Below are 24,836 nucleotides of genomic sequence, written 5' to 3'. Positions count from 1 at the left end.
CCTGTTCCGCAAGGATGTCGGTGATGCCCCTGGGATTCCAGGAGGCTCCCCCCACCTCCAAGGACAGAGAGTCGTTTGCGTATGCGCGTGAGAATGGCCGTCCTCGCCTCCGCCCTCGTCGCCCCCCTGCTGGTCGCCCCCGCGGCCGAGGCCGCCGCCGTCAAGCGGCCCGCCATCCAGTACGGCGCCAAGGGCAAGCACGTGAAGTACCTCCAGACCCGCCTCAAGGCGCTGCGGTACGACCCGGGCGCGGTCAACGGACGGTACGGGCCCGATCTCCGGTACGCCGTGCTGGCCTTCCAGAAGGTCAACGGGCTCAAGCCGAGCGGGAACGTCGGCAAGGGCACCTGGGCGGCGCTCGCCAAGCCGAAGACGCCCGGCTCGGTGGTGCGCAACGGGGCCGCGAACCGGGTCGAGATCTCCAAGAAGCGGCAGCTCGTGGTCGTCTACAAGAGCGGCCGCGTCCAGCTCATCACGCACACCTCGACCGGCAGCGGCAAGCGCTACTGCCACCAGGGCAAGTGCGAGGTGGCCACCACCCCGTCGGGGAACTTCAAGGTCTACCGCAAGATCAACGGCTGGCGGCACGCGCCGCTGGGCGACCTGTACAAGCCGATCTACTTCTACCGCGGCTACGCGCTGCACGGCTCGCGCAGCGTGCCGCTGTACCCGGCCTCGCACGGCTGCGCGCGGCTGCCGATGCCGCACACCGCCGACCTGATGTTCTCGATCGTGCCGATCGGGACGCCGGTCTACGTGCGCTGAGGTGATGCACCCGCCGCGCCCGGTAGGGCGGCCGGTTGGCCCGGGGGTCGGTGGAAGGCTCCGGTCGACGGTCCCGGGCGCGGCGGGTGATCTTCAGGACGGATGATTACTCTCCGCGACTGAATCATTGCCCTGAGAGATGATCGCTAACCTTCTCTTGGGAGAATTTCACCCCTCGGCGTCCCGGCGTTCTCGGCCGCCTTCTCCCCCGCCACGTTCCGGCTGGCCGACACCGCCGTGCTGGGCGGTGGAACGGCCACGTCCGGCCTTGACCTCAAGCACGCCTGAGCTTCTAAGGTCGGACCGTAATCGCGATCAACGAGGGGACGGCCCACGGTGCGGCACGATGATTCCTGGCATGGCGAGGACCTGGACCTGGACGCCTACCTGGCCCGCATCGGTTATGACGGCGAGCGCGCGCCGACCACGGCGGCCCTGTTCGCCTTGCAGCGCGCGCACGTCACGACGGTGCCGTTCGAGAACCTGGAGATCCTGCTCGGCCGCCCGATCCCGCTGGACCTGCCGTCCTTGCAGCAGAAGCTGGTCGGCGAGCGGCGCGGCGGTTACTGCTACGAGCACACCCTGCTGTTCGCGGCCGCGCTGGAGCGGCTCGGCTTCGGCCTGACGGGGGTGCACGGCCGCGTCAGCCTGGGCGCCGACACCCTTCGCCCGGCGACCCACGCCCTGCTGCGCGTGACGACGAGCGACGACGACCGGGGGTGGTTGTGCGACGTCGGTTTCGGCTCCGGGCCCCTGGAGCCGATCGAGTTGCGTCCCGGCACGAAGGTGGACCAGGACGGCTGGCAGTTCCACCTGGAACGTTCCGGCAACGACGTGTGGACGCTGAACCAGGCGAACGCGAACGGGTGGATCGACCGCCACTCCTTCACCCTGAACCCCCAGTACACCGTGGACTACGTCGTGGGGAACCACTACGTGTCCACGCACCCGAGGTCGCCTTTCACGGCCCGTCCCTACGCGCAGCGCTTCACGGCGGAGTCGCACCACGTCCTGGACGGCACGACCTGGACGACCAACCTCCCCGGCGGCCCGAGCGAGGTGCGCGAGGTGGAGCGCGCGGAGATCCCGAGGCTGCTGGCCGAGACGTTCGGCATCGTGCTGAATGAGGAGGACGCCGCCCGGCTGATCGCGGACTAGGCACCCTGGAGCCGGTCGGTGACGGCGAAGTCCGCCAGCTCCAGCGCAGCGGCGGCGCTCGCCTTCCATCGGAATTCGTGTCCGTGCGCGCGCAGCTTCCCCTTCTCCTACCCCAAGGCCCGTTGGAGCACCTGGGCCAGGTGGAGCGCCCGCCGCTCGGTCCCCTGGGCGATCTGCGTCCGGCACGAGAAACCGTCCGCCAGCACCAGGGTGTCGTCGTCGGCCTCGTTCACCTTGGGATACAACTCCCGTTCGGCGCACGCCTGGGACACCTCCCAATGGCCCGGCTCGAAGCCGAAGTTGCCCGCCAGGCCGCAGCAGCCTGCGCCGATGACGTCGGCGGCTATGCCCAGGCGTTCGAGGACGGCCCGGTCCGCGTCGTAGGACCCTTTGGCCTCCTGGTGGCAGTGCACCTGCGTCACGGCACTCGTGTTCAGGGGTGTGAACGGCCACTCCTGCTGGGCGTCCACCAGTTCGGCCAGGGTCGTCATGTGCTCCGACAGCAGCTTGGCCAAGGGGTCGCCGGGCAGCAGCTCGGGCGCCTCCTCGCGCAACATCACCGTGCACGACGGCTCCAGCCCGACGATCGGCACGCCCGCCTCCAGCGCGGGCCGCAACGTCGCCAGGGTGTGCCGCAACACCCGCCGAGTGATCGTGAGCTGGCCGGTCGAGTGCCAGGTCAGGCCGCAGCAGACCCGTCCGGGCGGCAGTAGCACCCGGTACCCCAGGGCCTCCAGTACCTCCACCGCCGCCCGGCCCACCTCGGGAGCGTGCAGGTCGGTGAAGGTGTCGGGCCACAACACCACGGTTTCGCCCTGGCGCTGCGGGCGGCGGCGGAACCACGCCCGCAGCGTCGTCTCCGCGAAGCGGACCATCTCGCGGCGCGGCTCGACCCCCGCCAGGCGCTTGACGGCGGCGGCGACGGGTCGGCGCTCCAGCGCCCCGTTGACCAGGCGCGCGCCGCCGGGCACGGCTGTCGCCAGGCGCGACCACAGCGGCAGCCAGCCCATCGAGTAGTGGGCGAGCGGGCGGAGCCGGCGGGCGTAGTGGCGGTGCAGGAACTCCGCCTTGTATGTCGCCATATCGACATTCACCGGACATTCGGTCGCGCACGCCTTGCACGACAGGCACAGGTCGAGCGCGTCCCGCACCTCCGTCGAGCGCCAGCCGTCCGGCAACGTCTCGCCGCGCAACATCTCCGCCAGCACGCGCGCCCGGCCGCGCGTGGAGTGCACCTCGTCGCGCGTCGCCTTGAACGACGGGCACATCGCACCGGTGCGCAGGTCGCGGCACGAGCCGACGCCCACGCAGCGGTGCACGGCCGCGGTGAACGAGCCGTGGTCGCGGGTCAGGGCGTGCACGGGCGTGATCGTCAGAGCGTCGCGGCCGGGGCCGGGGCGCAGGTCCCGGTCCAGCGGGGCGGGGTCGGTGATCACACCGGGGTTGAGCGCGCCGCCGGGGTCGAAGGTGTGCTTGAACGCGGCGAACGCGGCCATCGTCTCCGGCGGGTACATCGTGCCCAGCAGCTCCGAGCGGGCCCGGCCGTCGCCGTGCTCGCCCGAGATCGACCCGCCGTAGGAGACGACGAGCGCGGCGGCCTCTTCCATGAAGCGCCGGTAGACCGCCACGCCGGACGGGTCGTCCAGCCCGAAACTCAGCCGGAGGTGGAGGCAACCTTCGCCGAAGTGCCCATACGGGACGCCGCGCAGGCCGTGCGTCCGCATCAGCGCGTACAGGTCCCGCAGGTACCCGGCCAGGCGCTCGGGCGGGACGGCCGAGTCCTCCCAGCCCGCCCACGCCTCGCCGCCGTCCAGCAGCCGGGTCACGATCCCCGCGCCCGCCTCCCGGATCCACCACAAGGCGCGCATCCGGGCCGGGTCGTCCACCACCACGCCCGTCATCTCCGGGACACGGTCGCGGACGGCGGCGGCGAGCGCGTGCGCGGCCTCCCGGGCCTGCCCGGCGGTCTCGCCGCCGACCTCGCAGTACAACCAGCCGCCGCCGGGCGGCAGGTCGGCGCCCGCGCCCGACCGGCCCGGCTGGGAGCGCAGCGCGGCCAGCAGGTCGGCGGCCATGCCCTCGACGGTGAGCGCGCCCGTCGCGGCGGCGAACGGGGCCTGCTCGGCGGCGGTGTAGACGTCCGGGAAACCCAGCACCGCCAGGGCGCGGGCCGCCGGGACCGGCACCAGCCGCACGGTCGCCTCGGTGACCAGGCCGCAGGTCCCCTCGCTGCCGACCAGGGCCTTGGCGACGTCGAAGCCGTTCTCCGGCAGCAGGTGGTGCAGGCCGTAGCCGGAGACCTGGCGGCTGAAGCGGCCGAGCTCGGTGCGCAGCGGCGCGAGGTGCGCGTCGCGCAGGCGGGTCAGCTCGGCGTCCAGCCGCGCGTCGCCGCTGGAACCGCGGGTGGCGGCCAGCTCCCGGCCGTCGGCGCGCAGCAGGCGCAGCGCCGCGACGTTCGCGGCCGTGCCGCCCCAGGCGACGCTGTGCGACCCGCACGCGTTGTTGCCGATCATGCCGCCGAGGGTGCAGCGGGAGTGGCTGGAGGGGTCGGGGCCGAAGGTGAGGCCGTGCGGCGCGGCGGCGGCGCGCAGGTCGTCCAGCACCACGCCGGGCTCCACGACGGCGGTGCGGGCGTCGGGGTCGACCGCCCGGACCCGGTTGAGGTGCCGGGAGGTGTCGATGACGACGCCCGCGCCGATCGCGTTGCCCGCGATGGAGGTGCCGCCGCCGCGCACGGTGACCGGCAGGCCCTCGGCCACCGCCACCTCCAGGACGCGGGCCAGTTCCTCCGGCGAGCGCGGCTCGGCGACCGCGAGCGGCACCCGCCGGAAGACCGAGGCGTCCGACGCGTAGGCGGCGCGGGTGGTCAGGTCGGTGCGGACGACGCCGGGAAGCGCGGCCTGGAGCCGGCGAGCGTGATCGGGCACCCGTCCAGCGTAGGGGCGGGGCCGGTCAGACCGGCAGGCCGTACCCGGTGCACCTGGCGCGGAAGCCGGGACGGTTGCGGCCGAGGACGTTCAGCACGTTCTGGAGGACCGGGCCGTCGTTGAACATCCCGACGTGGCCGACGTAGTCCCTCGGGCACTGGTCCTGGATCAGGATGTTGGTGGCGTTCGGGCCGTTGAGGAACGCGTTGGTGTAGGGCGTCACGACCAGGTCGTTCCTGGTCTGGATGACGACGTAGCGGGGGCCGGGGACGGTGTCGCCGTCGGCGAACATGTCCCTGACGAAGTCGGACCCGGCCTGCTGCTGGACCAGCGCGGGCGTGCCGAGCCCCTTGAAGCCCTCGTTCACGAAGCCGAGCAGGTTGAGCTGCCGTCCGAGCTCGACGAGGCCGAGCAGCGTGGTGCCGTGGTTGCTGGGCGACAGCCCCACGAACGTGCGGACCTTGGCCGCGCCGCCCAGGCGCTTGATGTAGTAGCCCGGCATGAGGCCGCCCTGCGAGTGGCCGACGATGTCGACCTTGGCCGCGCCGGTTCTGGCCAGCACCTTGTCCACGAACGCGCGCAGGACCCCGGCGGAGGCGGGGATGTCGCCCATGCCGCCGACGCGGCCGACCGAGATGGGCGCCATGCCGTAGTTGAAGGCGTAGACGCAGTAGCCCTCGTTGGCCAGCATCGGCGACAGGACCGCCCAGTTCGCGCCCTGGTTCACGAAGGTGGCGTGGGTGAGGACGACGGGGGTGGGATGCTCGCGGCCGGGCTTGCAGGACCAGTCGTTGGCACCGGCGACCTGGTCGGGGCTGTTGAAGAAGTTCTCCAGGGCCTTGCCGACGTTGCCGACGGGGTACTTGGCGGCGGCGTGCGCGGAGGCCGTGGGCACGACCGTCAGGCTCGCCGTGAGGCCGAGGGCCAGGGCGAGGGAGCCGAGAACGCGCCTGGCGCGCGATCGGGCGGTGCGGGTCCGTGTGGTTTGAGGTCCTGCTGCTGCGCGCACGGCCGTAGCCTCCCAGGTCAGACCCGCCGTCGCCGAGCACGTAAGTGCTTACTTGTGTCGCGGGTGAGCTGAATCTAGACCGGATGTCCAATAGTTGGCAAGATCGGTCCTGGCGATGGGAGGCGCGCGGAACCAGACGGCTCCCACGCGGGCCGTCGGCACGGTTCCACGCATACGGAAGTCGCGGCAATGGCGGCCGTCTAACTCATTGCGACTTCATTGCTGCAAAGGGTGAGAAAAGGCGAACGGCGCCACCCGGGTGACCCATGCGCCACCCGGGCCTTCACCGCAAATCAGTGGCGCTGCGGACTTCGCGGCCGCGCTTTTCGCGGCCGTCCCGGAAGGACGTCAGGCGCTCCGGCGTCCTGCCGGTTCGCCGCCCCGGATGCGCGTCAGCAACGAACGCCCCTCGGGGCCGTCGAGGGCCAGGATCCCTCCGGCGCGGTCCAGCGAGTCACGGACCAGCAGGAACGCATCAGTGACGGCGATTTCGACGCAATCGCCGCCCTCAGCACTGTGGCTGCTTTTCCGCCAGGCGTTCTCCGGCACCCGAATAGACCAGTCGACCATCCAGCAACCCTCCATCCATTGCTGGCGGGCTCCGTCTCACCGAATCCGTACGGGTAGGAACTCCCACCGAGCGAAAGCCGAGCAGGGCACAACAAACCACGACCTTGTGGATTTTCCCGTTCACGAGTGTAAACGTTCTCGGTTATCCCGCCTACACGGGACCACAAGATCAAAAAGTTGCGCTATGCGGCTGTGGACGGACGGTCGGTGATCACCTCCAGGACACCGGCGGTGCGGTCAGTTCACGAGGTCCTCGGCGGTCCGGCGGATCAGTTCGAGGGACTTGTCGGCGGACAGGGCCTCCTCCAGCAGCACCTCGAAGTTGTCCCGGTAGTCGCTCACCTGCGGGGTGTCCCCGCTGATCACCAGGCTGGCCCCGGGCCGCCCCTCCAGGTGCAGCACGTCGGTCAGGCCGCCCTCGAACTCCAGCAGCGTGAACGGGCCGTACAGCCCGAGGTGGGCGCCGGCGTTGAAGGGGATGATCCGCACCGTGAGCTGGTCGTTCTGCTCGGCGGCGTCGGCGATGTGGCGCAGCTGGTTCGGCATGATGGCCGGATCGACCTTGACGCCGACATGCCGCCGGATCACCGCCTCGTCGAGGATGTAGTACTGGCGGGGCGGGTTCTCCCGCCGGGCCAGCTCCTCCTGCCGCCGCAGCCGGAGCTGCGCGCTGCGCACCCGGACGGTGGGGTCGACGATGCCGGTGCTCAGCACCTGCGCGTACTCCTCGGTCTGCAGCAGGCCGGGCACGAGCGTGCCGTGGAACTGCCGGATGAACGAAGCCCCCGCCGCGTAGCCGACGAAGGTGAGCAGGATGTCCTCGACCTCGCCCCGGAACTCGTTCCACCACGCGGGCTCGCGGGCGCCGCGCGCGAGCGCCTGGAGGCGCTCCTGGCGGCTCTCGGAGGTGACGTCGTAGACCATCAGCAGGGCCTGGAGGTCGGTCCGGGTGATGGAGCTCTTGCCGCCCTCGATGCGGATCAGCTTGGAGGCCGACCATTCCAGGGCGCCGGCGACCTGCTCCTGGGTCATCCCCTTCTCCTTGCGGAGCCGGGAGAGCTCGCTGCGCAGCAGCGCGCTCTGGACAACGGGGCCCTGGTCAGTGGTCATCGCGTATCTCACTCTGGGTAGTGCCTGCCAACTCGTCTTATGCAACATAGCAGTCGGGCACCTTCCGCCCTGCCGGAGGGCACTCCGGCAGGCGCACGGGGTAGGACGCCCTCCCCGGGACGGCCCGGACGCGGCAACGAGGCCAAAGGTCTAAACCAAAGTGTCAAAGCGTCTCGTGGCGGAGATACACCTTCTATGGTGCTAGGTAGCATAATGAAAGGGCACGCATTAGTACAAGGCGTGGTGCCGTGATACAGTACGATCATCCTTCACGCTGGGTGAGGAGCCGATCGGTCCGTCGGCCGCCGACCGGCCCGCCGAGCCCGCGCGGCCATCCCCACGGCGCCCGCCCGCCGGCAGGAGGACGAAACGTCGCCGACATTTCGGCTTTTGCGCACAAATGAATAGAGCCGCCCTCACTCCCCTTCGATCACCGGTTAGCGGCCAGGCGGATCGAAGGAAAGCGGAGGGCGACCCCTTCGGGACCGATGGGTCCGTCCGCGCGCCGGCCAATCGGGTGTTCCATTACCGAAAACACCCTTTTGACCAGGCGAAACAAGCCCAACCGTCCTCTCCAGTCTAACCGCGATCACGTGGTGTGGGTATAGGCGGAGCGGCTTGCGGTCGATACATCGGTCCAATCCGTGACAACGGAGACAGTGACCAGGGGATCGCGCAGGAAACCGCGATTCCGGACATGGGGTTCTCGACATGATCAGAATCCGTGCACGCCAATCCACGATCGACTTCCGTCCCCGCCGACCCGTTCCCGCCCCCTTCTCCCGCCCCGGCGCCGGTGACTCCGCGTCACCGGCCGTCCGCTCCGCCCCGTCCACCCCTGGCCGCCCGCCGCAGGCACCGGCGGCCCGCACCGGCACGACGCGCACCCTCCCAGGACGCACCCGCGCAGCGCGTACTTGCACGGGGCACGCCCGCACGGGCCACGCCCGCGCGGCGCGCACCCAGCCGGGGTGCACCCGTATGACGCGCCCTCGCATGGGACACGCCTGCACGAGGTGCGTCCGCGCGGCGCGCACTCAGCCGGGATGCACCCGTATGGCACGCGCCTTCGCGGGGCGTGCCTCTCTCCACTCCCCGGAGCCCGGCCCCTCCCGGCCGGGCCGCCGGGGTCCAGGGCGCTCGCACGGCGGGCCGACGGACGGGCTGGCGTTCGGAGGCCGCCAGGCCGCCGTGGCCGCCGGAGCCCTGACCGGCTCCTTCCCGGAAACGGGGCGGGCATGGTGACCGACCGCATGCGGCACGGGCACGACCCGGACGCCGTTCCGATGAGCGCCCGTTCCGACATGTCCCTGCACGCCCTCCCCGGCCCGGGGCGGCACCCGGTGGCCGAGCCCGAGGAGATCGGGTCGCCGGTGGTGGCGGGGCTCGCGCAGCCCGCCCGGACGGCCCCGCCCGCGCCCGAGGGGAGGCAGCCGCAGACGTTCTGGCAGTCGCTCACCCCGGTCGAGCAGGCCGCGTTCACGCTGGCCGCCGAGGAGGTCGTGCTCCCGGCCGGGTACATGTTGTGGCGCGTGGACGAGATCGCCGACCACCTGCTGGTCATCCTGACGGGCTGGGCCAAGGTCTGCGTGGAACGTGACGGCCGCGAGCAGATCATCGCGGTGCGCGGCGCCGGGGACCTGCTCGGCGAGCGGGCGGCGCTGCTGCTGCGGCGGCGCTCGGCGTCGGTGTTCACGCTGGACACCCTGCGGTTCCTGCGGATGTCGACGCGGCAGTTCGCGGCGTTCCTGTCGGTGCACCCGCGCGTGCTGGCCGTCATGGAGAACCAGGTCTACGACCGGCTCACCGAGGAGCCCTACCTCCAGGAGCTCATGCCGAAGCACACTTCGGCCGTGCGGTCGGCGACCGGTTCGAGCCTCCCCGGGGCCCGGCCGCCGGAGCCGTGGGCCGCGTTCGACGACGGCGGCCCGGACACGCCAGATACGCCGTACGCGACGGGCGCGGCGAGCATGGCGGACAGGACGGGCGCGGCCGGCCCGGCGGGGCCGATGGGCGTGAGCGGCCAGAGGGGTGCGGCGGGTCCGACGAGGCCGATGGACGTGGCGGGCGCGACCGGCCAGGCAGGCGCGGCCGGTCACATGAGCGCGGCGGATCCGATGGGGGCGGCGGGCGCGGCCGGCCCGGCGGGCACCGCGTCGGGCGTGCTCCGGCTCGTCCCCTCGCCCGCCGGTTCGCCCGAGCGGCCCACGTGGGCGGGGCAGATGTGCACGATCCTGTTCACCGACATCGTCGGGTTCAGTGGCCTGCACCGGCGCGACGACGACCGGCTGCGCGTGCGGCGCGTCATGTACGACCTGCTGCGCGAGGCGCTGGAGGGTTCGGCGGTGCCGTGGCCCGCGCTGCACCGCGAGGACCGCGGCGACGGCGCGCTGCTGGTCGCGCCGCCGGAGATCCCGACGCGCGCGGTGACCGACCCGATGCTGACGCGGCTGGCGGAGGGGCTGCGGCGGCACAACCTCGCGGCCCCGGAGGCCGAACGTTTCCAGATGCGGGTGGCGCTGCACGTCGGCCCGGTGGTGCCCGACGCCGAGGGCGTCTCCGGCTGGGCGATCATCCAGACCGCCCGGCTGCTGGACGCGCCGGTCTTCAAGCGGGCGATGGCCCGCACCAGCGCCGACCTGGGGTTCATCACCTCGACGTTCGTGTACGAGACGGTGATCGCGCAGGCGCGCGGCAGCCTGGACCCCGCCGGTTTCCGGCACGTCGCCGACGAGGTGAAGACGCTGGAGGTGTCGGGCTGGATGCACCTGTCCGGCGCGTCCGCCTGATCAGGCCGACGCGCGGAACGCGCCTTGACAGGCCGACGCGCGGAACATGCCCTGATCAGGCGGGCGCGCGCGGGACGCGCAGGGTGAAGCAGGCGCCCTTCGGGCTGTCCTCGATGGTGAGCGTCCCGCCGTGCGAGCGCGCGATCTGGCGCGCGATGGGCAAGCCGAGACCGGTGCCGCCGGGGTCGCGCTCGCGGGCCGCCTTGAGGCGCGCGAAGCGCTGGAAGACCACCTCGCGGTCGGCGGGCGCGATGCCGGGGCCGTCGTCGCAGACCGTCAGGACGGCGGTGTCCCCGTCGGCCCGCACGACGACCTGCACGCCGTCGTCGGCGTGGCGTTCGGCGTTGTCCAGCAGGTTGGTCAGCAGGCGCGCCAGCCGCAGCCGGTCGCCGCGCACGACCACGCCGTCGTGCAGCGCGAGGTCCAGCCGGACGTGCCGGGAGCCGCGCTCCAGCTCGTCGTTGACCAGCGTCGCCAGGTCCACCGGGTCGTCCCCGGCGTGGGTGTCGGCGTCCAGCCGGGCCAGCTCCAGCAGGTCGGCCACGATCGCCTGGAGCCGGTCCAGGGACTCCAGCACCGACGCCCCGGCGCGCGGCCAGTCGGTCTCGTCGGGGTACATCAGCGCCTCCTCGACGGTGGCGCGGGCGGCGGTGATGGGGCTGCGCAGGTCGTGGGAGGCGTCGGAGGTGAAGCGGCGCTGCCGTTCCAGGCCGGCGTCGAGGCGGTCCAGGGTGGCGTTGGCGGTCTCGGCCAGCGACCGGATCTCGTCGCGGTTGGCGGGCACCGGCACCCGGCGGCCCGAGTCGGTGGCGGTGATCTCGGCCAGCTCGGCGCGGATGGCGTCCACCGGCGCCAGCGTGTGGCCGACGATCCGCCAGGTCGACACCGCCGCCAGCGCGATGACCAGCAGCGACAGGCCCAGCAGGACCAGGCAGAGCACCGGGCTGACATACCAGGGCACGGTGGCGTCGGCGGCGTAGACGATCCAGTCGCCGTCGCCCTGGTAGACGCGGAACGACACCACGTTCATGCAGCCCGCCAGCCCGGCCGGCGGGCACAACACGCGGGTGCTGTAGACGCTCTGCTCGCTGGGCAGGAACGAGGCGATCGGCGGCCGCCCGCGCACGTTGGCGGTCGCGGCGACGACCCGGCCGGCGGCGTTCAGCACCTGGAGGGCGGCGGTGTCGTCGGAGGTCAGCAGGGACGGCAGCCGCTCGCGCTTGATCACGTGCACCACGCGCAGCGCCGCCGAGGTGGTCTGCTCGCGCTCGTAGTCGGCGGCCTGGCCGCGCACGCCGACCAGCACGAGCGCCGAGACCCCGCCGCACACCAGCGTCGCGATGGCCGTCGCCACCAGGGTCATCCGCACCCGTATGGACCATGATCGCCGTCTGGTCACCCGTCCTCCCGCAGGCGAGGTAACCATCCGGCGGGTTGATCATGAGGGCGGGAACGGGCGGCGGCCGAACAAGAGGCGGCAAAGAAACGGCTTGGGCCGATCGGGCCGCCGCCGTCCCGATCGCCCCGTCCCGGGCGTCGGGGGGCGCGGATTCCGTTTCGGCCGGGTCGCCGGGGCCGCCCGGACACCGCGCCGGTGGCCGGCCGCCGGCGGTGGCTACGCGTCGCGGCTGCTCTTCTCGCGCAGCACCTTGGCGAGGGTGGCGGGCTTGTTGGTGATGACGCCGTCCACGCCCAGGCGCACGGCCCGGCGCATCTTGGCGGGGTCGTCGACGGTCCAGGTGAGCACGTCCATGCCGTACCGGTGCACCTGGTCGACGTAGGAGGCGGTGAGGCCCGTGTACGGCGGGTTGATCTGGTCGGCGAACTTCGCCAGCCCCGGCAGCTGCGCCGTTTTGGGCGTGCCGAGCAGGCCGATCGGGACGGCCGGGAGCACGCGGTGGAAGCTCCGCATGGAGTTCCAGTCGAACGACTGCACGACCAGGCGGCGCTCGCGCGGGTCGGGCCGCAACCAGGACGGTTCGCGCCGCAGATCACCGGCGATCCGCTGCTCGACGCCCGGGTACAGCTCGGGCGACTTGACCTCCAGCAGCAGGCCGAGGCCCGAGCCGCGCATGGTCTTGAGCGTCTCGCCGAGGGTGGGGACGCGCTCGCCCCGGTACTTGGGGGCGAACCACGATCCGGCGTCCAGCCTGCGGATCTCGGCGAGGGTGAAGTCCCGTACCCGCCAGGGGGAACGGTGCGGGAAGACCTGTTCCACGTTGGTCGTGCGGGCCAGCGTGATGTCGTGCATCAGGACCAGCTTGCGGTCCCGGGTCTGCTGGACGTCGAGCTCGAACAGGTCGGCGCGGTGGGTACGGGCGAGCCGGAACGCGGCGACGGTGTTCTCGGGGGCCGACGCGGAGGCGCCGCGGTGCGCGGCGTTGGCGGGGGCGGTCAGGAGGTCGGGGGCGGAGGCGGGCAGGAGGTGGGGCCTGGGCGGTGCAAGGGTCCGGGCGGCGGGGGCGGGAGCGGCCTCGGCGGCGTCCGGGACGAGACCGGTGAACGCGGTGGCCGCCACGACGGCGGCGAGGCTGGGACCGAGCCGGCGGAGCATCGTCACCTCTGGAAGGTAGGAGATGTCCCGCCCAACCCTTGGTGCTGATGGTGACGCGCGCGTAACGTCCCGGCGTCGGATCGTGCAACCCTGATGACCTTATGTGTTCATCTCGGGGGATTCGCTAGGAAATGCCGGGGCCGCCTCGGGCACGGCGTCCGCCACTTTTGCACGCTTCCGGAAACGTTTCGCGGGGACGGCGTCCGCCGCTTCCCCGGGCTCGTCGTCCGTCAACCGGACAGGCCGCTCAGGGACGACGCCCACCTCGATCAACCCGTCCTCACCGGCTTCCACCGACTCGGCGCGCGCCTCCTGGACGTTCTCGGCGTCCTCCCCCAGCACGACCACCGTCCGGCGACGCCGCCGCACGCGCGGCCTCGGCAGGCGGCGGCGCGCCCTCGCCCCGGCCTCGTCCTCCGCCTCCCGCGGCTCGGGGACGAGCGGGCGCGGGCGCGGCGTCGCCAGCCGGGTCTGCTTGCGGCGGCCCCGCAGCGTGACCGACTTGCCGAGGTCCCACTCCTCGGCCTCGGCCAGGTGCGCCAACTCCAGGACGGTGCCGGACGCCAGCACCCGCTCCTCGGCGTTCTTGGCCAGGTCGCTGAGGCGGGCCGCCTCGTTCACCGGGTCGCCGATGACGGTGTACTCGAAGCGCTCGCGGGCCCCGATGTACCCGGCCACCACCTGCCCGGCCGAGACGCCGATCCCGGCCCTCAGGTCCGGGATCTCGGTGCGCAGCCGCAGCGCCATCTCGCGCGCGGCCCCCAGCGCGCCGCCCGCCGCGTCCTCCAGGTCGGTCGGCGCGCCGAAGATCGCCAGCGCCGCGTCGCCCTCGAACTTGTTGATCCAGCCGCCGTGCCGCGCCACCGTCGCCACCACCACGCCGAAGAACGCGTTGAGCAGCGCCACCACCTCGTCGGGCGCGCGCGTCTCGGCCAGCGTCGTGGACCCGGCGAGGTCCACGAACAGCACCGCGACCTCGCGCGTCTCACCGCCCAGCTCGATGTCGTCGCCGCTCTCCAGCGCCAGCCCCGCGACCTCCTCGCCGACGTGCCGGCCGAACAGGTCGCGCAGTCGCTCGTGGTCGCGCAGCCCGGCCACCATGTGGTTGAACCCGGCCTGGAGCTGCCCGACCTCGCTGGCGTCGTACACCTCGATCACGGTGTCCAGGTCGCCGCGCGCGACGCGGGCCATGCCCGAGCGCACCGACGCGATCGGGTCGGCGATGGCGCGGGTCGCCATGTAGGTGATCGCCGCGCCGACCAGCAGCGCGGTGCCGCCCAGGCCCAGGATCGTGACCGCCAGCTCGGCGGCGCGGATGCTCGGCACCACCAGCGCGGCGATGCCCACGCAGACCAGGCCGAACACCGGGATCGAGGTGCCCAGCGCCCAGGCCAGCATGACGCGGGTGGTGACGCCGGGCAGCCGGACGCGGCGCGGCTGCTCGATCACCAGCACCAGCGCGGCGGCCGGGCGCAGCAGCCGCTCCGACAGCAGGTAGACCAGCGTGCAGGTGGTCCCGGCGCCCAGCAGGCAGGTCAGGCCGGTCTTCACCGCCAGGCGCGGCGTGAACAGGACGAGGTCGAGCACGGCCCAGCCGATCGCGCCGACCGTCCACAACACCCCGACCAGCAGCGTCAGCCGCAGCGGGCCGAGCAGCACCGCGCGCCGCTGCGCGCGGTCGGGGACGCCGCCGTCGCGGGCCAGCCGGACGACCGGCTGCCACAACCGCAGCCCCAGCAGCAGCGCGATCGGCCCGGCGAGGACCGGGTAGCTGAAGAAGGCGACCGCGTTCACCAGGTGCACGTGGTCGGGGTCCCTCAGCGGCGGGTCGGGGACGACGAAGGTCGCGAACAGCAGCACCACCAGCGCGCCGCCGACGTTGGCCGCCGAGACCACCACCAGCAGCACCCAGCGGACCCGCAGCTCCAGCATCGTCCGGGGAACACCGTGCAGCTCGCCGAGCCGCGCGCCGAGCGCGCGTGGCACCGCTCTGCCGTTCACCTTGTGCCTCCTGCCCCCGGGGAGGGTCACGACGACGTCGGGAGGGACGCCCTCACCCTAGATCGCGGGGACGGTCCGGCCCACGACCACGATCACAGTATGACGACCGTCACAATTGCGGACGAGAGGTCGCTGGGTATCCTGTGCCCCATGGGTTCTCCTGGCAGCTTCTTCTTCGGGCAGTACTACCTGTAGTCGCCTCCCGCACCGCCGCGGCGTTCTGATCGCCGCGCGGCCGGTCGAGGTCCCGCGCCCGCGACGCCTTGTGCGTCCCGCGCCGTGCAGGTCACTTCGCCCTTCGCCCCGCTGCCGGGTCCTTCTTCTCCGTATCGGCACCGCCGTGTGATGTCGCGGCGTGCCGTCGGCGTGCCCTCCCGGTGAGCGGACCAGTCCCCCATGCCGATCTCCCGGTCCGTCGCGACCGGTTCTCACCTTCCGGAGGTGGTCGTATGACCCGCCGCCCACATTCTGCTGTCTCCCAGCTCACCCTCAAGGACGTCGCCAAGGCCTACGACGGGCGGCCCGTCCTGGAGCAGGTGTCGTTCACCGTCCGCACCGGCGAGAAGGTCGGCGTCATCGGCGAGAACGGCTCGGGCAAGTCCACGCTGCTGCGCCTGATCTCGGGCGCCGAGCGGCCCGACGCCGGCGAGGTCACCGTCGAGGCGGTGGGCGGCGTCGGCCACCTGGGGCAGACGCTGGGCCTGCCCGCCCACCTGACCGTGGCCGACGCCATCGACCGGGCGCTCGCCGACCTGCGCGCGATGGAGCGCCGGATGCGCGAGCTGGAGGCCGACCTGACCGAGGAGAACATGACCGAGTACGGCGATCTGCTCGGCGCGTACGAGGCGCGCGGCGGCTACGAGGCCGACGCGCGGGTGGACGCCGCCATGAACGGCCTGGGCCTCGCGCACATCGGCCGCGACCGGGCGCTGGGCGGCCTGTCGGGCGGCGAGCAGTCCCGGCTCGGGCTGGCGTGCGTCCTGGCGGCCTCCCCCGAACTGCTGCTGCTCGACGAGCCCACCAACCACCTGGACGAGCAGGCGGTGACGTGGCTGGAGGCGCAACTGCGGGCGCACCAGGGCACGGTCGTCACCGTCACGCACGACCGGGCGTTCCTGGAGGGATTCGCGACGGCGATCCTCGAAGTCGACCGCGACCGGCACAGCGTCGTCCGCTACGGCGACGGCTGGGACGGCTACCTGGCGGCGCGCGCGGCCGCGCGTCGGCGCTGGGAGCAGGAGTACGCCGAGTGGCTCACCGAGATCGACCGGCAGACGGAGCTGGCCGAGTCGGGGGCCGAGCGGCTGCGGACGCTGGGACCGCCCGCGCGCGAGGACCGGTTCTCCAAGCACCGGCGCTCCAAGGACGCGGGCGTCTCGGCGCAGATCCGCAACGCGCGCGAGCGGTTGCAGCGGTTGCAGGAAAACCCCGTCCCGCGGCCGCCGGACCCGCTGCGGTTCGCCGCGCGCATCGAGGGCGGTAAGGGCGACGGCCTGACCGCCGAGATGAACGGGGTGAAGGTGTCCGGACGGCTGGACGTCGCGGAGTTCAAGCTCGCGCCCGGCGAACGGATGTTGCTGACCGGGCCCAACGGTGCCGGAAAGACGACCCTGCTCCGCGTCCTGGCCGGGGATCTGGCGCAGGACCACGGAAAGGTGAAGCGGCCTAAGCGAATCGGCTATCTGCGGCAGGAAGTGCCTGCGCAGGAGTCTCGCCGTAGCGTGCTGGCCACGTTCGCGGAGGGGCTGCCGGGCGCTGCCGTAGAGCACGCGGACGCGTTGCTGGCGCTCGGGCTGTTCCGTAAGGAGGACCTGGGGAAGGCGGTCACGTCGCTGTCGGTCGGGCAGCGGCGACGGCTGGAGCTGGCGCGGCTGGTGACGCGTCCGGCGGACCTGCTGATCCTGGACGAGCCCACCAACCACCTGTCCCTGGCGCTCATCGAGGAACTGGAGGAAGCGCTGGGCGCCTACAAGGGGGCGCTGCTGGTGGTGTCGCACGACCGGCGGTTCCAGCACGGTTTCGTAGGGACGCGTGCGGAACTGCGTGACGGCCGTCTCGTAGAGGTGGCCTAGGAAAAACGGCCCGATGACGCGTCGCGCGCGTCATCGGGCCGTTTCCGTCAAGCCTGAGGAGTCTTCTCCAGCGCGACCGCGCCCTCCTCGGCCCTACGCGAGTTGCGGCGCACGAACGGCCAGCCCACCAGGACCAGCACCATCCAGCCCGCCATCACGTACAGCGCGATACGGGTGTCGGCCTCCCACGCGATCGTCACGGTGACGAACACGAAGAACGCCAGCACGAGCCAGTTCGTGTAGGGCGCCCACGGCATCTTGTAGGGCGAGGCGGGGAGTTCACCGGCGCGCACCTTGCGGCGGTAGACCAGGTGCGAGACGACGATGACGGCCCACACAAGGATCGCGCCGCCGGTGGAGACCGAGGTGATGTACTCGAACGCCTTCTCCGGGACGAAGATGTTGATGATGACGCCGATGCCCATCACCAGCGCGGAGATGACGACGGTCAGGACCGGCACGCCCCGCCCGTTGAGCCGGGTGAGGGCCTTGGGGCCGTCGCCGTTCACCCCGGCCGTGCGCAACATGCGCGAGGTCGAGTAGAGGCCGCCCGCGTTGCAGGACGACAGGGCCGCCGTCAGCACCACGAAGTTGACGATGTCCGCGCCGCCCGGGATCCCGATCTTGTCGAAGGCGAGCACGAACGGGCTGGCGCCGCCCCGGAACTCGGTCCACGGCACCACCGACAGGATCACCAGCAGCGATCCGAGGTAGAACAGCGCGAACCGGATCGGCAGGGCGTTGATGGCCCGCGGGATGTTCTTGTCGGGATCGCGGGCCTCGGCGGCGGTGACGCCGACCAGCTCCACGCCCAGGTAGGCGAACATGACCATCTGGAGCGTCATCAGCACCGGCGAGCCGCCCTCGGGGAAGAACCCGCCGTGCGACCACAGGTTGTCCACCGAGGCCGTCGGCCCGGCGTCGCTGAACCCGAACGCGAGCACGCCCAGGCCCACCAGGATCATCATCACGATCGCGGCAACCTTGATCATGGCGAACCAGAACTCCAGCTCGCCGAAGAGCTTGACCGAGATCAGGTTGACCACGAACAGGACGACCAGCGCGATCAGCGCCGTCTTCCACGTCTCGAAGCCCGGATACCACTTCTGGATGTAGACGCCCGCGGCCGTCAGCTCGGCCATGCCGGTGGTCACCCAGATGATCCAGTACGTCCAGGTGGTGGCGTAGCCCCAGAAGGGACCGAGGAACTCGCGCGCGTACCCGGCGAACCCGCCTTCGGCCTGCCGGTAGGTGAGCAGCTCGCCCAGCGCCCGCATGACGAAGAACAACATCAGGCCGGCGACGGCGTAGGTGAGGATGAGCCCCGGCCCGGCCTTGGCGATGTTCTTCCCCGCGCCGAGGAACAACCCGGTCCCGATCGTGCCGCCGATGGCCAGCATCTGGATCTGCCGGGTGCCGAGGCCCCGCTGGTAGCCCTCCTCGGAGGTTGGTTCAACCATGTGGGTCGGCCTTTCTCGCGTCTCAGCCGCCCCGGTCGGAGCGGCGCCACCGGAACGCGCGCGTCGTGACGCGCCCCCGGTGAGAGCAGGAACGGAAAGCTACAAAAGCGAAAACAGAGACGCCTGCACCATACATAGGCCCAAACCGACCCCCGTTCCGGTACCGGCCTGCTATCACCCCGTTACCTGACGTGCCCCATCCTCCCCCCACCGCACCGCCCACGGCCCCCACCCCGCACCGACACCCCCAAAGACACCCACCCGCACCCCCACGCCCCCACCCACATCCCCCAACCACGCCCCTGACCTGCCCGAACACCCCGACGACCCCCACCCCGGCTTAACGAGTTGGCGCTGACCTCAGGCATCCCGTATGCTCTTCCACGTCGCCAAGAACGGCCCCGGCCAAGACAAACGGCCAGCCGGTCAAGGGACACCTCCGAACAAGCTAGACTCGGAGACACGCAAGGTCCTGTGGAGCAGTTAGGAGTGCTCGCCACCCTGTCAAGGTGGAGGCCGCGGGTTCAAATCCCGTCAGGACCGCCAGACGCGCCGCGCGTGCGTCCTGGGCAGGTAGCTCAGTCGGTACGAGCGTCCGCCTGAAAAGCGGAAGGTCGGCGGTTCGACCCCGCCCCTGCCCACAGCGAGCAACGATCAGAACGCCTCGAAGCCTCCGGCTCGGGGCGTTTTTTGATGGCGTCCAAGCAAGGCCCGCCTCATTCCGCCGAGCAGGCATGCACCGCTGCCCACCGCTTCTGATCTTTGCTTTTCACGTCGCCGGTGCGCGCGAATGATCACCCAGAGGTGACGAGGTGCTCGCCGCACCTGGTTCCGTCGGCCAAAGAGCGATTCCGAAACTGACGATTTGCGTCTCGGGCGGCAGTGGACGGGGATAGTGAGGTCATGGCCGAAGCAGGGAGCGAAGGCTGGCCGATCGGTACTTTTCTGGCGGGGTTGAAGGCGTCGCTTCGGAGCGAGCTGCTGGCGATTGCGCCCGAGCAGCACGTGAGCGCCGGACAGACGTTGATGGTGCAGGGGGCGTCCACCGACCAGGTGCTGGTGCTGAGGGCCCAGGGCAGCAGGTCACCGGCGTGCGTGAAGGTGGTCGGCTGTCTGGAGAACGGCGCGGAGGCCCTCTTCGGGATCAGGGTCAGCGGAGACCTGGTGGGCGAGTTGGCGGCGATCCGTGACACGGCCCGGTCCGCGACCGTGATCGCGTGCACGAGTGGGGCGGTCCACCGGCTGCCGAAAGAGCGGTTCCTGGGTTTCCTCGACCGCAATCCCGAAGCGTGGCGGCTCCTCGCGACCATGCTCGGCGACCGGCTCGACTGGGCCAACCAGCGGCGGCTGGACTTCACGGGCTATCCGGTCGACAAGCGGCTGGCCCGGGCGGTCGCCCAGCTCGCCGAACGCCACGGCTACCCCGTCGAGGGAGGTGTCGACCTCGGGATCGCCCTCACTCAGGAAGAACTGGGAAAGCTGGTCGGCGCCGCGAAGGAGTCGGCGGTCAAGGCCGTCAAGCAGATGCGCGGCACCGGCCTGATCAAAACGGGCTATCGGCGGATCGTGGTGACCGATATCGAAGAGCTGAAGGCCTTCGCGATGGTCAGCCGGTGATCGAAACCCAGAGGACCTCGGTGACGGCCAGTACGACGGACGCCGCCGTCCAGGGGACCGCCCGGGCCACATGGCGGTGTTTCAGCGCGGCCACTCCGGCGAGGATGCGGGCCATCGCCCACGCTTCGTCCCGCTGGGCGTCAGCGTCGGCCGGGAGGTGTTCACCGATCCCCATGATGCCGAACGCGCTGGTCACGGGATCGTCATCGAGGCGTGGCCGGAGCGCTTGGATGAGGTGGAAGCCCGCGCCGAGGAACGCGGCCAGATAGAGGAGGGCGAAGGCGGCGGAAGTGCCGTCGGCAGCGCTCAGCATCGCCCCTACCGAGCCCGCGAGCACCGCGGACAGGACCGAGACCTTCGCGTCGGCGTGCTGCAGGTAGTTCTGGAAGGTCCCCACCGCGGTCAGGGCGACCGTCGCGTCGTGCGCGGGACCGGGGGCGATGGATTCGGAGTCCACTTTCCCTCCCAGCTTGCGGATCTTTGATTGAGACCAGCGAACCACCTGGGCGAATCCATCATTTGGTACTAATACCAAATGATGGAGTGACTTAGATGACCTAGGCGAAACAGGTATTTGTACTGCTTCTCGTAGGGCTGGGCGTGCAAGGATCCCGTTTCCGACACCAACACGACAGGGGGACAAAAGGTGGTAGGGGCATTCGAGCGGCGTCCGATGATCTCGGTCGACGCCATGGGATACGGGAGCGGTGACGACCAGCGGCAGTCGGATGTCCAGACGGGCCTCCTGGATGTCCTGAACCAGGCCGCGGCCTCGGCCGGGCTCGACCGCGACAACTGGGAGCGGCAGGGCGCCGGCGACGGGGAGTTCTCGGTCCTTCTCCCGCAGACCGCCGAGGGACGCCTGGTCGGGGACTTCCCGCGCTATCTGGCGGCCTTCCTGAACCGGCGCAACGGGAACGCGCCGTGGGAGAACCGCCTCCGGCTCCGGCTGGCCATCCACTACGGCACGGCCATCGCCGATGTGAACGGCCGCAGCGGTCAGGGTCCCGTCGAGGTCGCCCGGCTCTGCGACAGCCCCCCGCTACGCGCCGCCCTCAAGGAGTCCGAGGCCGATCTCGCCGTCATGCTCTCTGACCGGATCTTCACCGACATCGTTCGGCACGGGCACGCGCTCTCCGTCGACCCCAAGGACTTCCGCGAGGTGAAGGTCCAGGTCAAGGAGTTCAGCGAGCGTGCCTGGCTCTGGATCCCGCGGGGCCGGACCATCCACTCCCTCACCCTTGCCATCCCGCCGGACGAGGCGCCCGCGCCGACGGCCAGGAGCGGCGGCTCGCTGCCGAAGCAGTCCGCCTCGGTGCACAACGAGTTCCACGAGCGGGTGGACGCCAGAGGCGCCAACTTCGGTTTCGGGGGCTGATCCGTGCCCGAGGAGACCTCCGGCGAAGGCGTGCACACCGACGACGACGGCCAGCCTTTCCAACACGTCGGCAACCCCGCCGAGGCGGACGGGCGAGAAGACGTCCCTCCTCCCGCCGACCATCCCCCGGTTAACCAGCTGATCAACATTTTCAACAGCGACGTGGAGGCGTCGGGAGCGAATTTCGGGTTTGGCAAGGCGACGAGCCGGGCCAGCCGCCAGACGGTGAGCGGGCCGATGCCCCGGGAGCGGGTCGCCGCGCTGACCTGCCGTTTCGTGAAGCCCGAGCCGTTCGAGGCCGCGATCGGGGCACTAGAAAAGCACGCCGTGGTCACCCTGTGTGGGCCGGACGGCAGCGGCAAGCTCACCGGGGCCGTCAATCTCCTCGTCCGCATGCTCGGCGGAGAGGCGCCGATCGTCAGGCTGTCCTTGACCAGGAGCCTGCGAGAGCTGGCCGACCACAAGTTCAATGGAAACACCGGCTACCTGCTGCCCGGCTGGTTCGGCACCTTCGACCAGGAGGCCGAGCACCACTGGGAACGGATCCAGGGAGAACTGCACAAGCGGGGTTCGTTCCTGGTGGTGACCTCCTCGGAGGAGAGCCGGCGCACGGCCATGACCGCCAGGATCGAGTGGTCGCAGCCCGAGGACAGGGCGGCGGTCGTCCGCGAGCACGCGGGCGACGGCCTGGCGGACGTGGACATCGTGAAAGTGGTCGAGGCGCTGCCCGAGGACATGACGATGGCGTGTCTGATCGAGGTCACGGACCTGCTCGTCCAGGGTCTGCCGCCCGAGAAGGCGATCTCGTCGGTCCTGCGGGAGGCGGCGAAGGACCAGGTGTGCGACTGGTTCGCGCAGGGGCCGACGCGGGAGCAGGTGCTCGACATCACCGTGCTGGCGTTCCTGCCGGGCCTGTCCGAGCGGCGGTTCGGGCAGTGCCGGGAGTTGCTGAAGGTCGCGCTGGCGGAGCTGGTGCCCGAGGAGTCCGCGCAGGAGGCACGTCCCCCGGATCGACCGCCGTACCCCAGGGAGGATGCCTTCCCCCAGGTCAGAGGGCGGCAGCTGGAGAACCCGCTGATCCGGATCAGGCAGGTGATCGTCGACGGGCGGCCCCGGCGGCTGATCGAACTGCGGGAGCCGGAGGCGCAGCGCTTCCTGTTCGCCGAGATGGCGGGGCGGTTCGACGAGTACTTCTGGGACGCGGTCCGGATCTGGCTGGAGAACATCCTGACCAGGCCGGAGCTCTCCCTCCACATCGCGGCGGGCCTGGCCAGACTGGCCGGGTCGAGCTTCGACGAGGTCGAGGTCTCCTACCTGAACCCGTGGTCGGTCGCGGCGGGGCGGGGCGAGCCGGCCCGTTCGCACGCCCGGCAGAGGCGGCTGACGACCGTCCACGTGCTGTGGTTCATGTGCTTCGACGAGGACCTGGCGCCGGTCGCGCTCCGGGTCGCCGCGGGATGGGCCACGCAGGGCAGCACGCCCGGGCAGAAGTACAACGCGATCATCGCGTTCTCGGGGGTCCTCGGCCGGCTCTATCCGATCGAGGCCGTGAAGAACCTCTGGCAGCTGGCGTGCAACCGGGGGGTCGTACTGGGACCGCTCGCCGTCGAGGCGTTCGGCGGGCTGTTCCTGTCCCAGGAGGACGCGGACGGGCGCGTGCGCGTCGTCCGGTTCCTGGAGAGCAAGATCAGGAAACTGCGCGGCGTCCCCGGCCGGATCGAGAGGTACGGGATGGCGCTGCGGGCGATGCTCGCCGTCTACCAGACCAACGACCCGCAGGGGCGGCCGCTGGCGGCGCAACTGCTCTGCGAGCGCCCCGAACTGGCGGACGCCATCGGCTACACCTGGTCGGTGCTCCTGGTGAACCGGCCGGTCAGGCATGCCGCGCTGGCCGCGCTGCACGCCAACCTCGACGCGTTGCGGCATCACACCGACGAGCCGGAGCGGATCGCCCAACGCCTCGGAGACTTCCTGGGCAACCTTCTGACCAAGGACCAGCAGGACGAGCTGGCCAAGGACTTCACGGCCTTCGCCGGGCTTCCGGCGAACCAGCGGAACGGGGTGACCCCGGTGACAACCGCCCTGTTCGCGGCCATCGAACGAGCACAACGTCGTATGGGAGAACAAGCGTGACCTATCCGATCAGCATGCAGAAGGTCCTGTCGCCGGTGTCCAAGTCCGGATTCCTCGGGCTGCGCTCCCGACGCCGCGACACCTCGGACATCCCCTCCCTGGAGGCGGGCCAGGTCCGTGTGTTCCACTCGGGCGGCCGGTACGTGCTCGACAACGGACGGTGGGGCCTGGACGACGAGGTCGTCGTGGAGGCGACGCACCTGAGCGTCGTCAACATGACCGAGAACAAGCAGGTCAGGGTCGAGTTCTTCATCCCCTCCGCCGAGGGCGGCGAGTTCACCGTCGTCGTCGTCTTCACGTGCCGGGTCCACGACCCGGTCGCCGTGGTGGAGGCCGGGCTCAGCGACATCGAAACCTCCCTGGCCGCGTACCTGAGGGCGCATGAGGACGTCTTCAAGGCGGGGATGAAGCACAAGCTCGCCGACTTCCTGGCGGCCCAGACGGAGGTGCGCGCCGAACTGCGGGCGTACAACCACTACGTGCCGGTTCCGCTCACTGGGATGACGGCGACTCTGTACAACGTCGAGATCCCCGCACCGGAGGAGGTCCGGGGCTACGTGGACAAGGCCGTCCGGGACGACCTCGACCACCAGGAGCGGCTCGCGGGGCTGGCGAGGAACGGGACCTACGACCGGGCGCACGCCTTGGAGGAGACCGAGACCAGGTTGCACAAGCTCAGGCTGGAGGTGCTGGGCACCGAGCAGGAGCTCAACAAGCTCCGCAGCGACCGGCTGAAGCAGGAGCAGCGGGAACGGCACGAGGAGGCGGCACAGGCCGCGACGCACCGCAGGCGGGCCCTGGAGACGAACTTCGGGATCCACCAGGCCACGAAGATCACCGACGCGGTGGGCGACCAGCCCCTGGTGGCCTACGCCCTCGCCGCCGAGCAGGGCGAGATCAGCGCCAAGGAGCTGGCCGAGTTCCACCAACTGGAGGCCGACCGGCAGCACGTGCTGGAACGGTTGCGCGAGGACCGCGCTTACGAGGACTCGGTCAAGAACGCGCAGCTTTCCCGGGACACCATGGTGCAGGGCACCATGATGCGGCTGGAGGTCCTCAAGGAGATGGTGCGGAAGGGCCACCTCGACGAGCGGGGCATCAAGGAGATCGACGGCATCCTCACCGAACTCGCCGCCGGGAAGCGGGTCGAGCTGCCGTCCACGGCGGAGTCCGGCAGGGAGCCCCTGCCGGTCGAGGCGGCCGAGCCGGTCCCGGAGAGGCCCGCCGCGCCGCGGCCGGCCCCTGAGCACGAGGACGCCGACGACATGCCGTACCGGGAGGAAGACCTCTGAT

Annotated in this window: 17 protein-coding genes and 2 tRNA genes; 10 read left to right on the top strand and 9 right to left on the bottom strand. The window is 71.1% G+C overall.

Annotated features, from left to right (window positions below):
* Positions 1–93 precede the first annotated feature (93 nt).
* Together AH6_RS06285 and AH6_RS06280 are read left to right on the top strand one after the other, a co-directional pair.
* On the top strand, positions 94–765 hold the full coding sequence (locus tag AH6_RS06285; RefSeq protein WP_083982292.1) for a L,D-transpeptidase family protein: 672 nt from the start codon (positions 94–96) through the stop codon (positions 763–765).
* Between the two features lie 336 nt (positions 766–1,101).
* Positions 1,102–1,923 carry an arylamine N-acetyltransferase family protein gene (locus AH6_RS06280; RefSeq protein ID WP_067475090.1) on the top strand — a complete coding sequence of 274 codons (822 nt, stop codon included), beginning with the start codon at positions 1,102–1,104 and terminating at the stop codon, positions 1,921–1,923.
* A gap of 107 nt (positions 1,924–2,030) precedes the next feature.
* On the opposite strand, the gene AH6_RS06275 is transcribed toward AH6_RS06280, so the two are convergent.
* The 4 genes from AH6_RS06275 to AH6_RS06260 all read right to left on the bottom strand — a co-directional run bounded on the left by AH6_RS06275 (position 2,031) and on the right by AH6_RS06260 (position 7,539).
* Positions 2,031–4,850 carry an FAD-binding and (Fe-S)-binding domain-containing protein gene (locus AH6_RS06275; protein ID WP_067475086.1) on the bottom strand — a complete coding sequence of 940 codons (2,820 nt, stop codon included), beginning with the start codon at positions 4,848–4,850 and terminating at the stop codon, positions 2,031–2,033.
* Positions 4,851–4,875: 25 nt separating this feature from the next.
* Positions 4,876–5,745, bottom strand: a complete 870-nt coding sequence (locus tag AH6_RS06270) for an esterase/lipase family protein (protein ID WP_083982290.1) — start codon at positions 5,743–5,745, stop codon at positions 4,876–4,878.
* 462 nt (positions 5,746–6,207) lie between these two features.
* A complete protein-coding gene (locus AH6_RS06265; protein ID WP_067475080.1) occupies positions 6,208–6,429 on the bottom strand; it encodes a DUF397 domain-containing protein in 222 nt (73 codons plus the stop codon).
* Positions 6,430–6,666: 237 nt separating this feature from the next.
* On the bottom strand, positions 6,667–7,539 hold the full coding sequence (locus AH6_RS06260; protein WP_067475077.1) for a helix-turn-helix domain-containing protein: 873 nt from the start codon (positions 7,537–7,539) through the stop codon (positions 6,667–6,669).
* A 1,238-nt stretch (positions 7,540–8,777) separates the two neighbouring features.
* Here AH6_RS06260 and AH6_RS06255 point away from each other — a divergent pair.
* On the top strand, positions 8,778–10,328 hold the full coding sequence (locus AH6_RS06255; protein WP_067475074.1) for a cyclic nucleotide-binding domain-containing protein: 1,551 nt from the start codon (positions 8,778–8,780) through the stop codon (positions 10,326–10,328).
* Between the two features lie 55 nt (positions 10,329–10,383).
* Here AH6_RS06255 and AH6_RS06250 read toward each other — a convergent pair whose 3' ends face one another.
* The 3 genes from AH6_RS06250 to AH6_RS06240 form a co-directional block, all read right to left on the bottom strand.
* Complete coding sequence (locus AH6_RS06250) at positions 10,384–11,691, bottom strand: sensor histidine kinase (protein WP_067475845.1); 1,308 nt, start codon at positions 11,689–11,691, stop codon at positions 10,384–10,386.
* 252 nt (positions 11,692–11,943) lie between these two features.
* Positions 11,944–12,882 carry a glycerophosphodiester phosphodiesterase gene (locus AH6_RS06245; protein WP_067475071.1) on the bottom strand — a complete coding sequence of 313 codons (939 nt, stop codon included), beginning with the start codon at positions 12,880–12,882 and terminating at the stop codon, positions 11,944–11,946.
* A 99-nt stretch (positions 12,883–12,981) separates the two neighbouring features.
* The gene (locus AH6_RS06240) at positions 12,982–14,883 is read right to left on the bottom strand and encodes an adenylate/guanylate cyclase domain-containing protein (protein WP_245679197.1); all 1,902 of its coding nucleotides are present in this window, start codon (positions 14,881–14,883) and stop codon (positions 12,982–12,984) included.
* A gap of 449 nt (positions 14,884–15,332) precedes the next feature.
* Between AH6_RS06240 and abc-f the strand changes: the two genes are divergently transcribed.
* Positions 15,333–16,955, top strand: a complete 1,623-nt coding sequence (gene abc-f, locus AH6_RS06230) for a ribosomal protection-like ABC-F family protein (RefSeq protein WP_067475060.1) — start codon at positions 15,333–15,335, stop codon at positions 16,953–16,955.
* A gap of 47 nt (positions 16,956–17,002) precedes the next feature.
* Here the strand turns inward: abc-f and AH6_RS06225 are convergent, their stop codons facing one another.
* Positions 17,003–18,415 carry an amino acid permease gene (locus AH6_RS06225; RefSeq protein WP_067475057.1) on the bottom strand — a complete coding sequence of 471 codons (1,413 nt, stop codon included), beginning with the start codon at positions 18,413–18,415 and terminating at the stop codon, positions 17,003–17,005.
* A gap of 468 nt (positions 18,416–18,883) precedes the next feature.
* Here AH6_RS06225 and AH6_RS06220 point away from each other — a divergent pair.
* From AH6_RS06220 to AH6_RS06210, 3 genes are all read left to right on the top strand, one after another.
* Positions 18,884–18,961, top strand: a tRNA-Asp gene (locus AH6_RS06220).
* Positions 18,962–18,982: 21 nt separating this feature from the next.
* A tRNA-Phe gene (locus AH6_RS06215) sits at positions 18,983–19,056 on the top strand.
* 262 nt (positions 19,057–19,318) lie between these two features.
* Entirely contained in the window at positions 19,319–20,032 is a 714-nt protein-coding gene (locus AH6_RS06210; RefSeq protein WP_067475842.1) for a Crp/Fnr family transcriptional regulator, read from the top strand.
* Here AH6_RS06210 and AH6_RS06205 read toward each other — a convergent pair.
* Positions 20,022–20,489, bottom strand: coding sequence for a Pycsar system effector family protein (locus tag AH6_RS06205; RefSeq protein WP_067475054.1), 468 nt, complete (start codon positions 20,487–20,489; stop codon positions 20,022–20,024). The genes AH6_RS06210 and AH6_RS06205 overlap by 11 nt on opposite strands.
* A 216-nt stretch (positions 20,490–20,705) precedes the next feature.
* On the opposite strand from AH6_RS06205, the gene AH6_RS06200 reads away from it, so the two are divergent.
* From AH6_RS06200 to AH6_RS06190, 3 genes are read left to right on the top strand one after another with little or no spacing between them, the layout of a single operon-like run.
* The gene (locus AH6_RS06200; protein WP_067475050.1) at positions 20,706–21,410 is read left to right on the top strand and encodes a hypothetical protein; all 705 of its coding nucleotides are present in this window, start codon (positions 20,706–20,708) and stop codon (positions 21,408–21,410) included.
* A gap of 3 nt (positions 21,411–21,413) precedes the next feature.
* Positions 21,414–23,543, top strand: a complete 2,130-nt coding sequence (locus tag AH6_RS06195) for a hypothetical protein (protein ID WP_067475047.1) — start codon at positions 21,414–21,416, stop codon at positions 23,541–23,543.
* A complete protein-coding gene (locus AH6_RS06190) occupies positions 23,540–24,835 on the top strand; it encodes a hypothetical protein (protein WP_067475044.1) in 1,296 nt (431 codons plus the stop codon). The genes AH6_RS06195 and AH6_RS06190 overlap by 4 nt, the downstream gene beginning before the upstream one ends.
* Position 24,836: the final 1 nt, after the last annotated feature.

Origin of the sequence: Actinomadura hibisca NBRC 15177, assembly GCF_001552635.1 — a bacterium.
In the GTDB taxonomy this organism is placed as follows: domain Bacteria; phylum Actinomycetota; class Actinomycetes; order Streptosporangiales; family Streptosporangiaceae; genus Spirillospora; species Spirillospora hibisca.
This window is presented reverse-complemented; position numbering and strand designations above follow the sequence as displayed.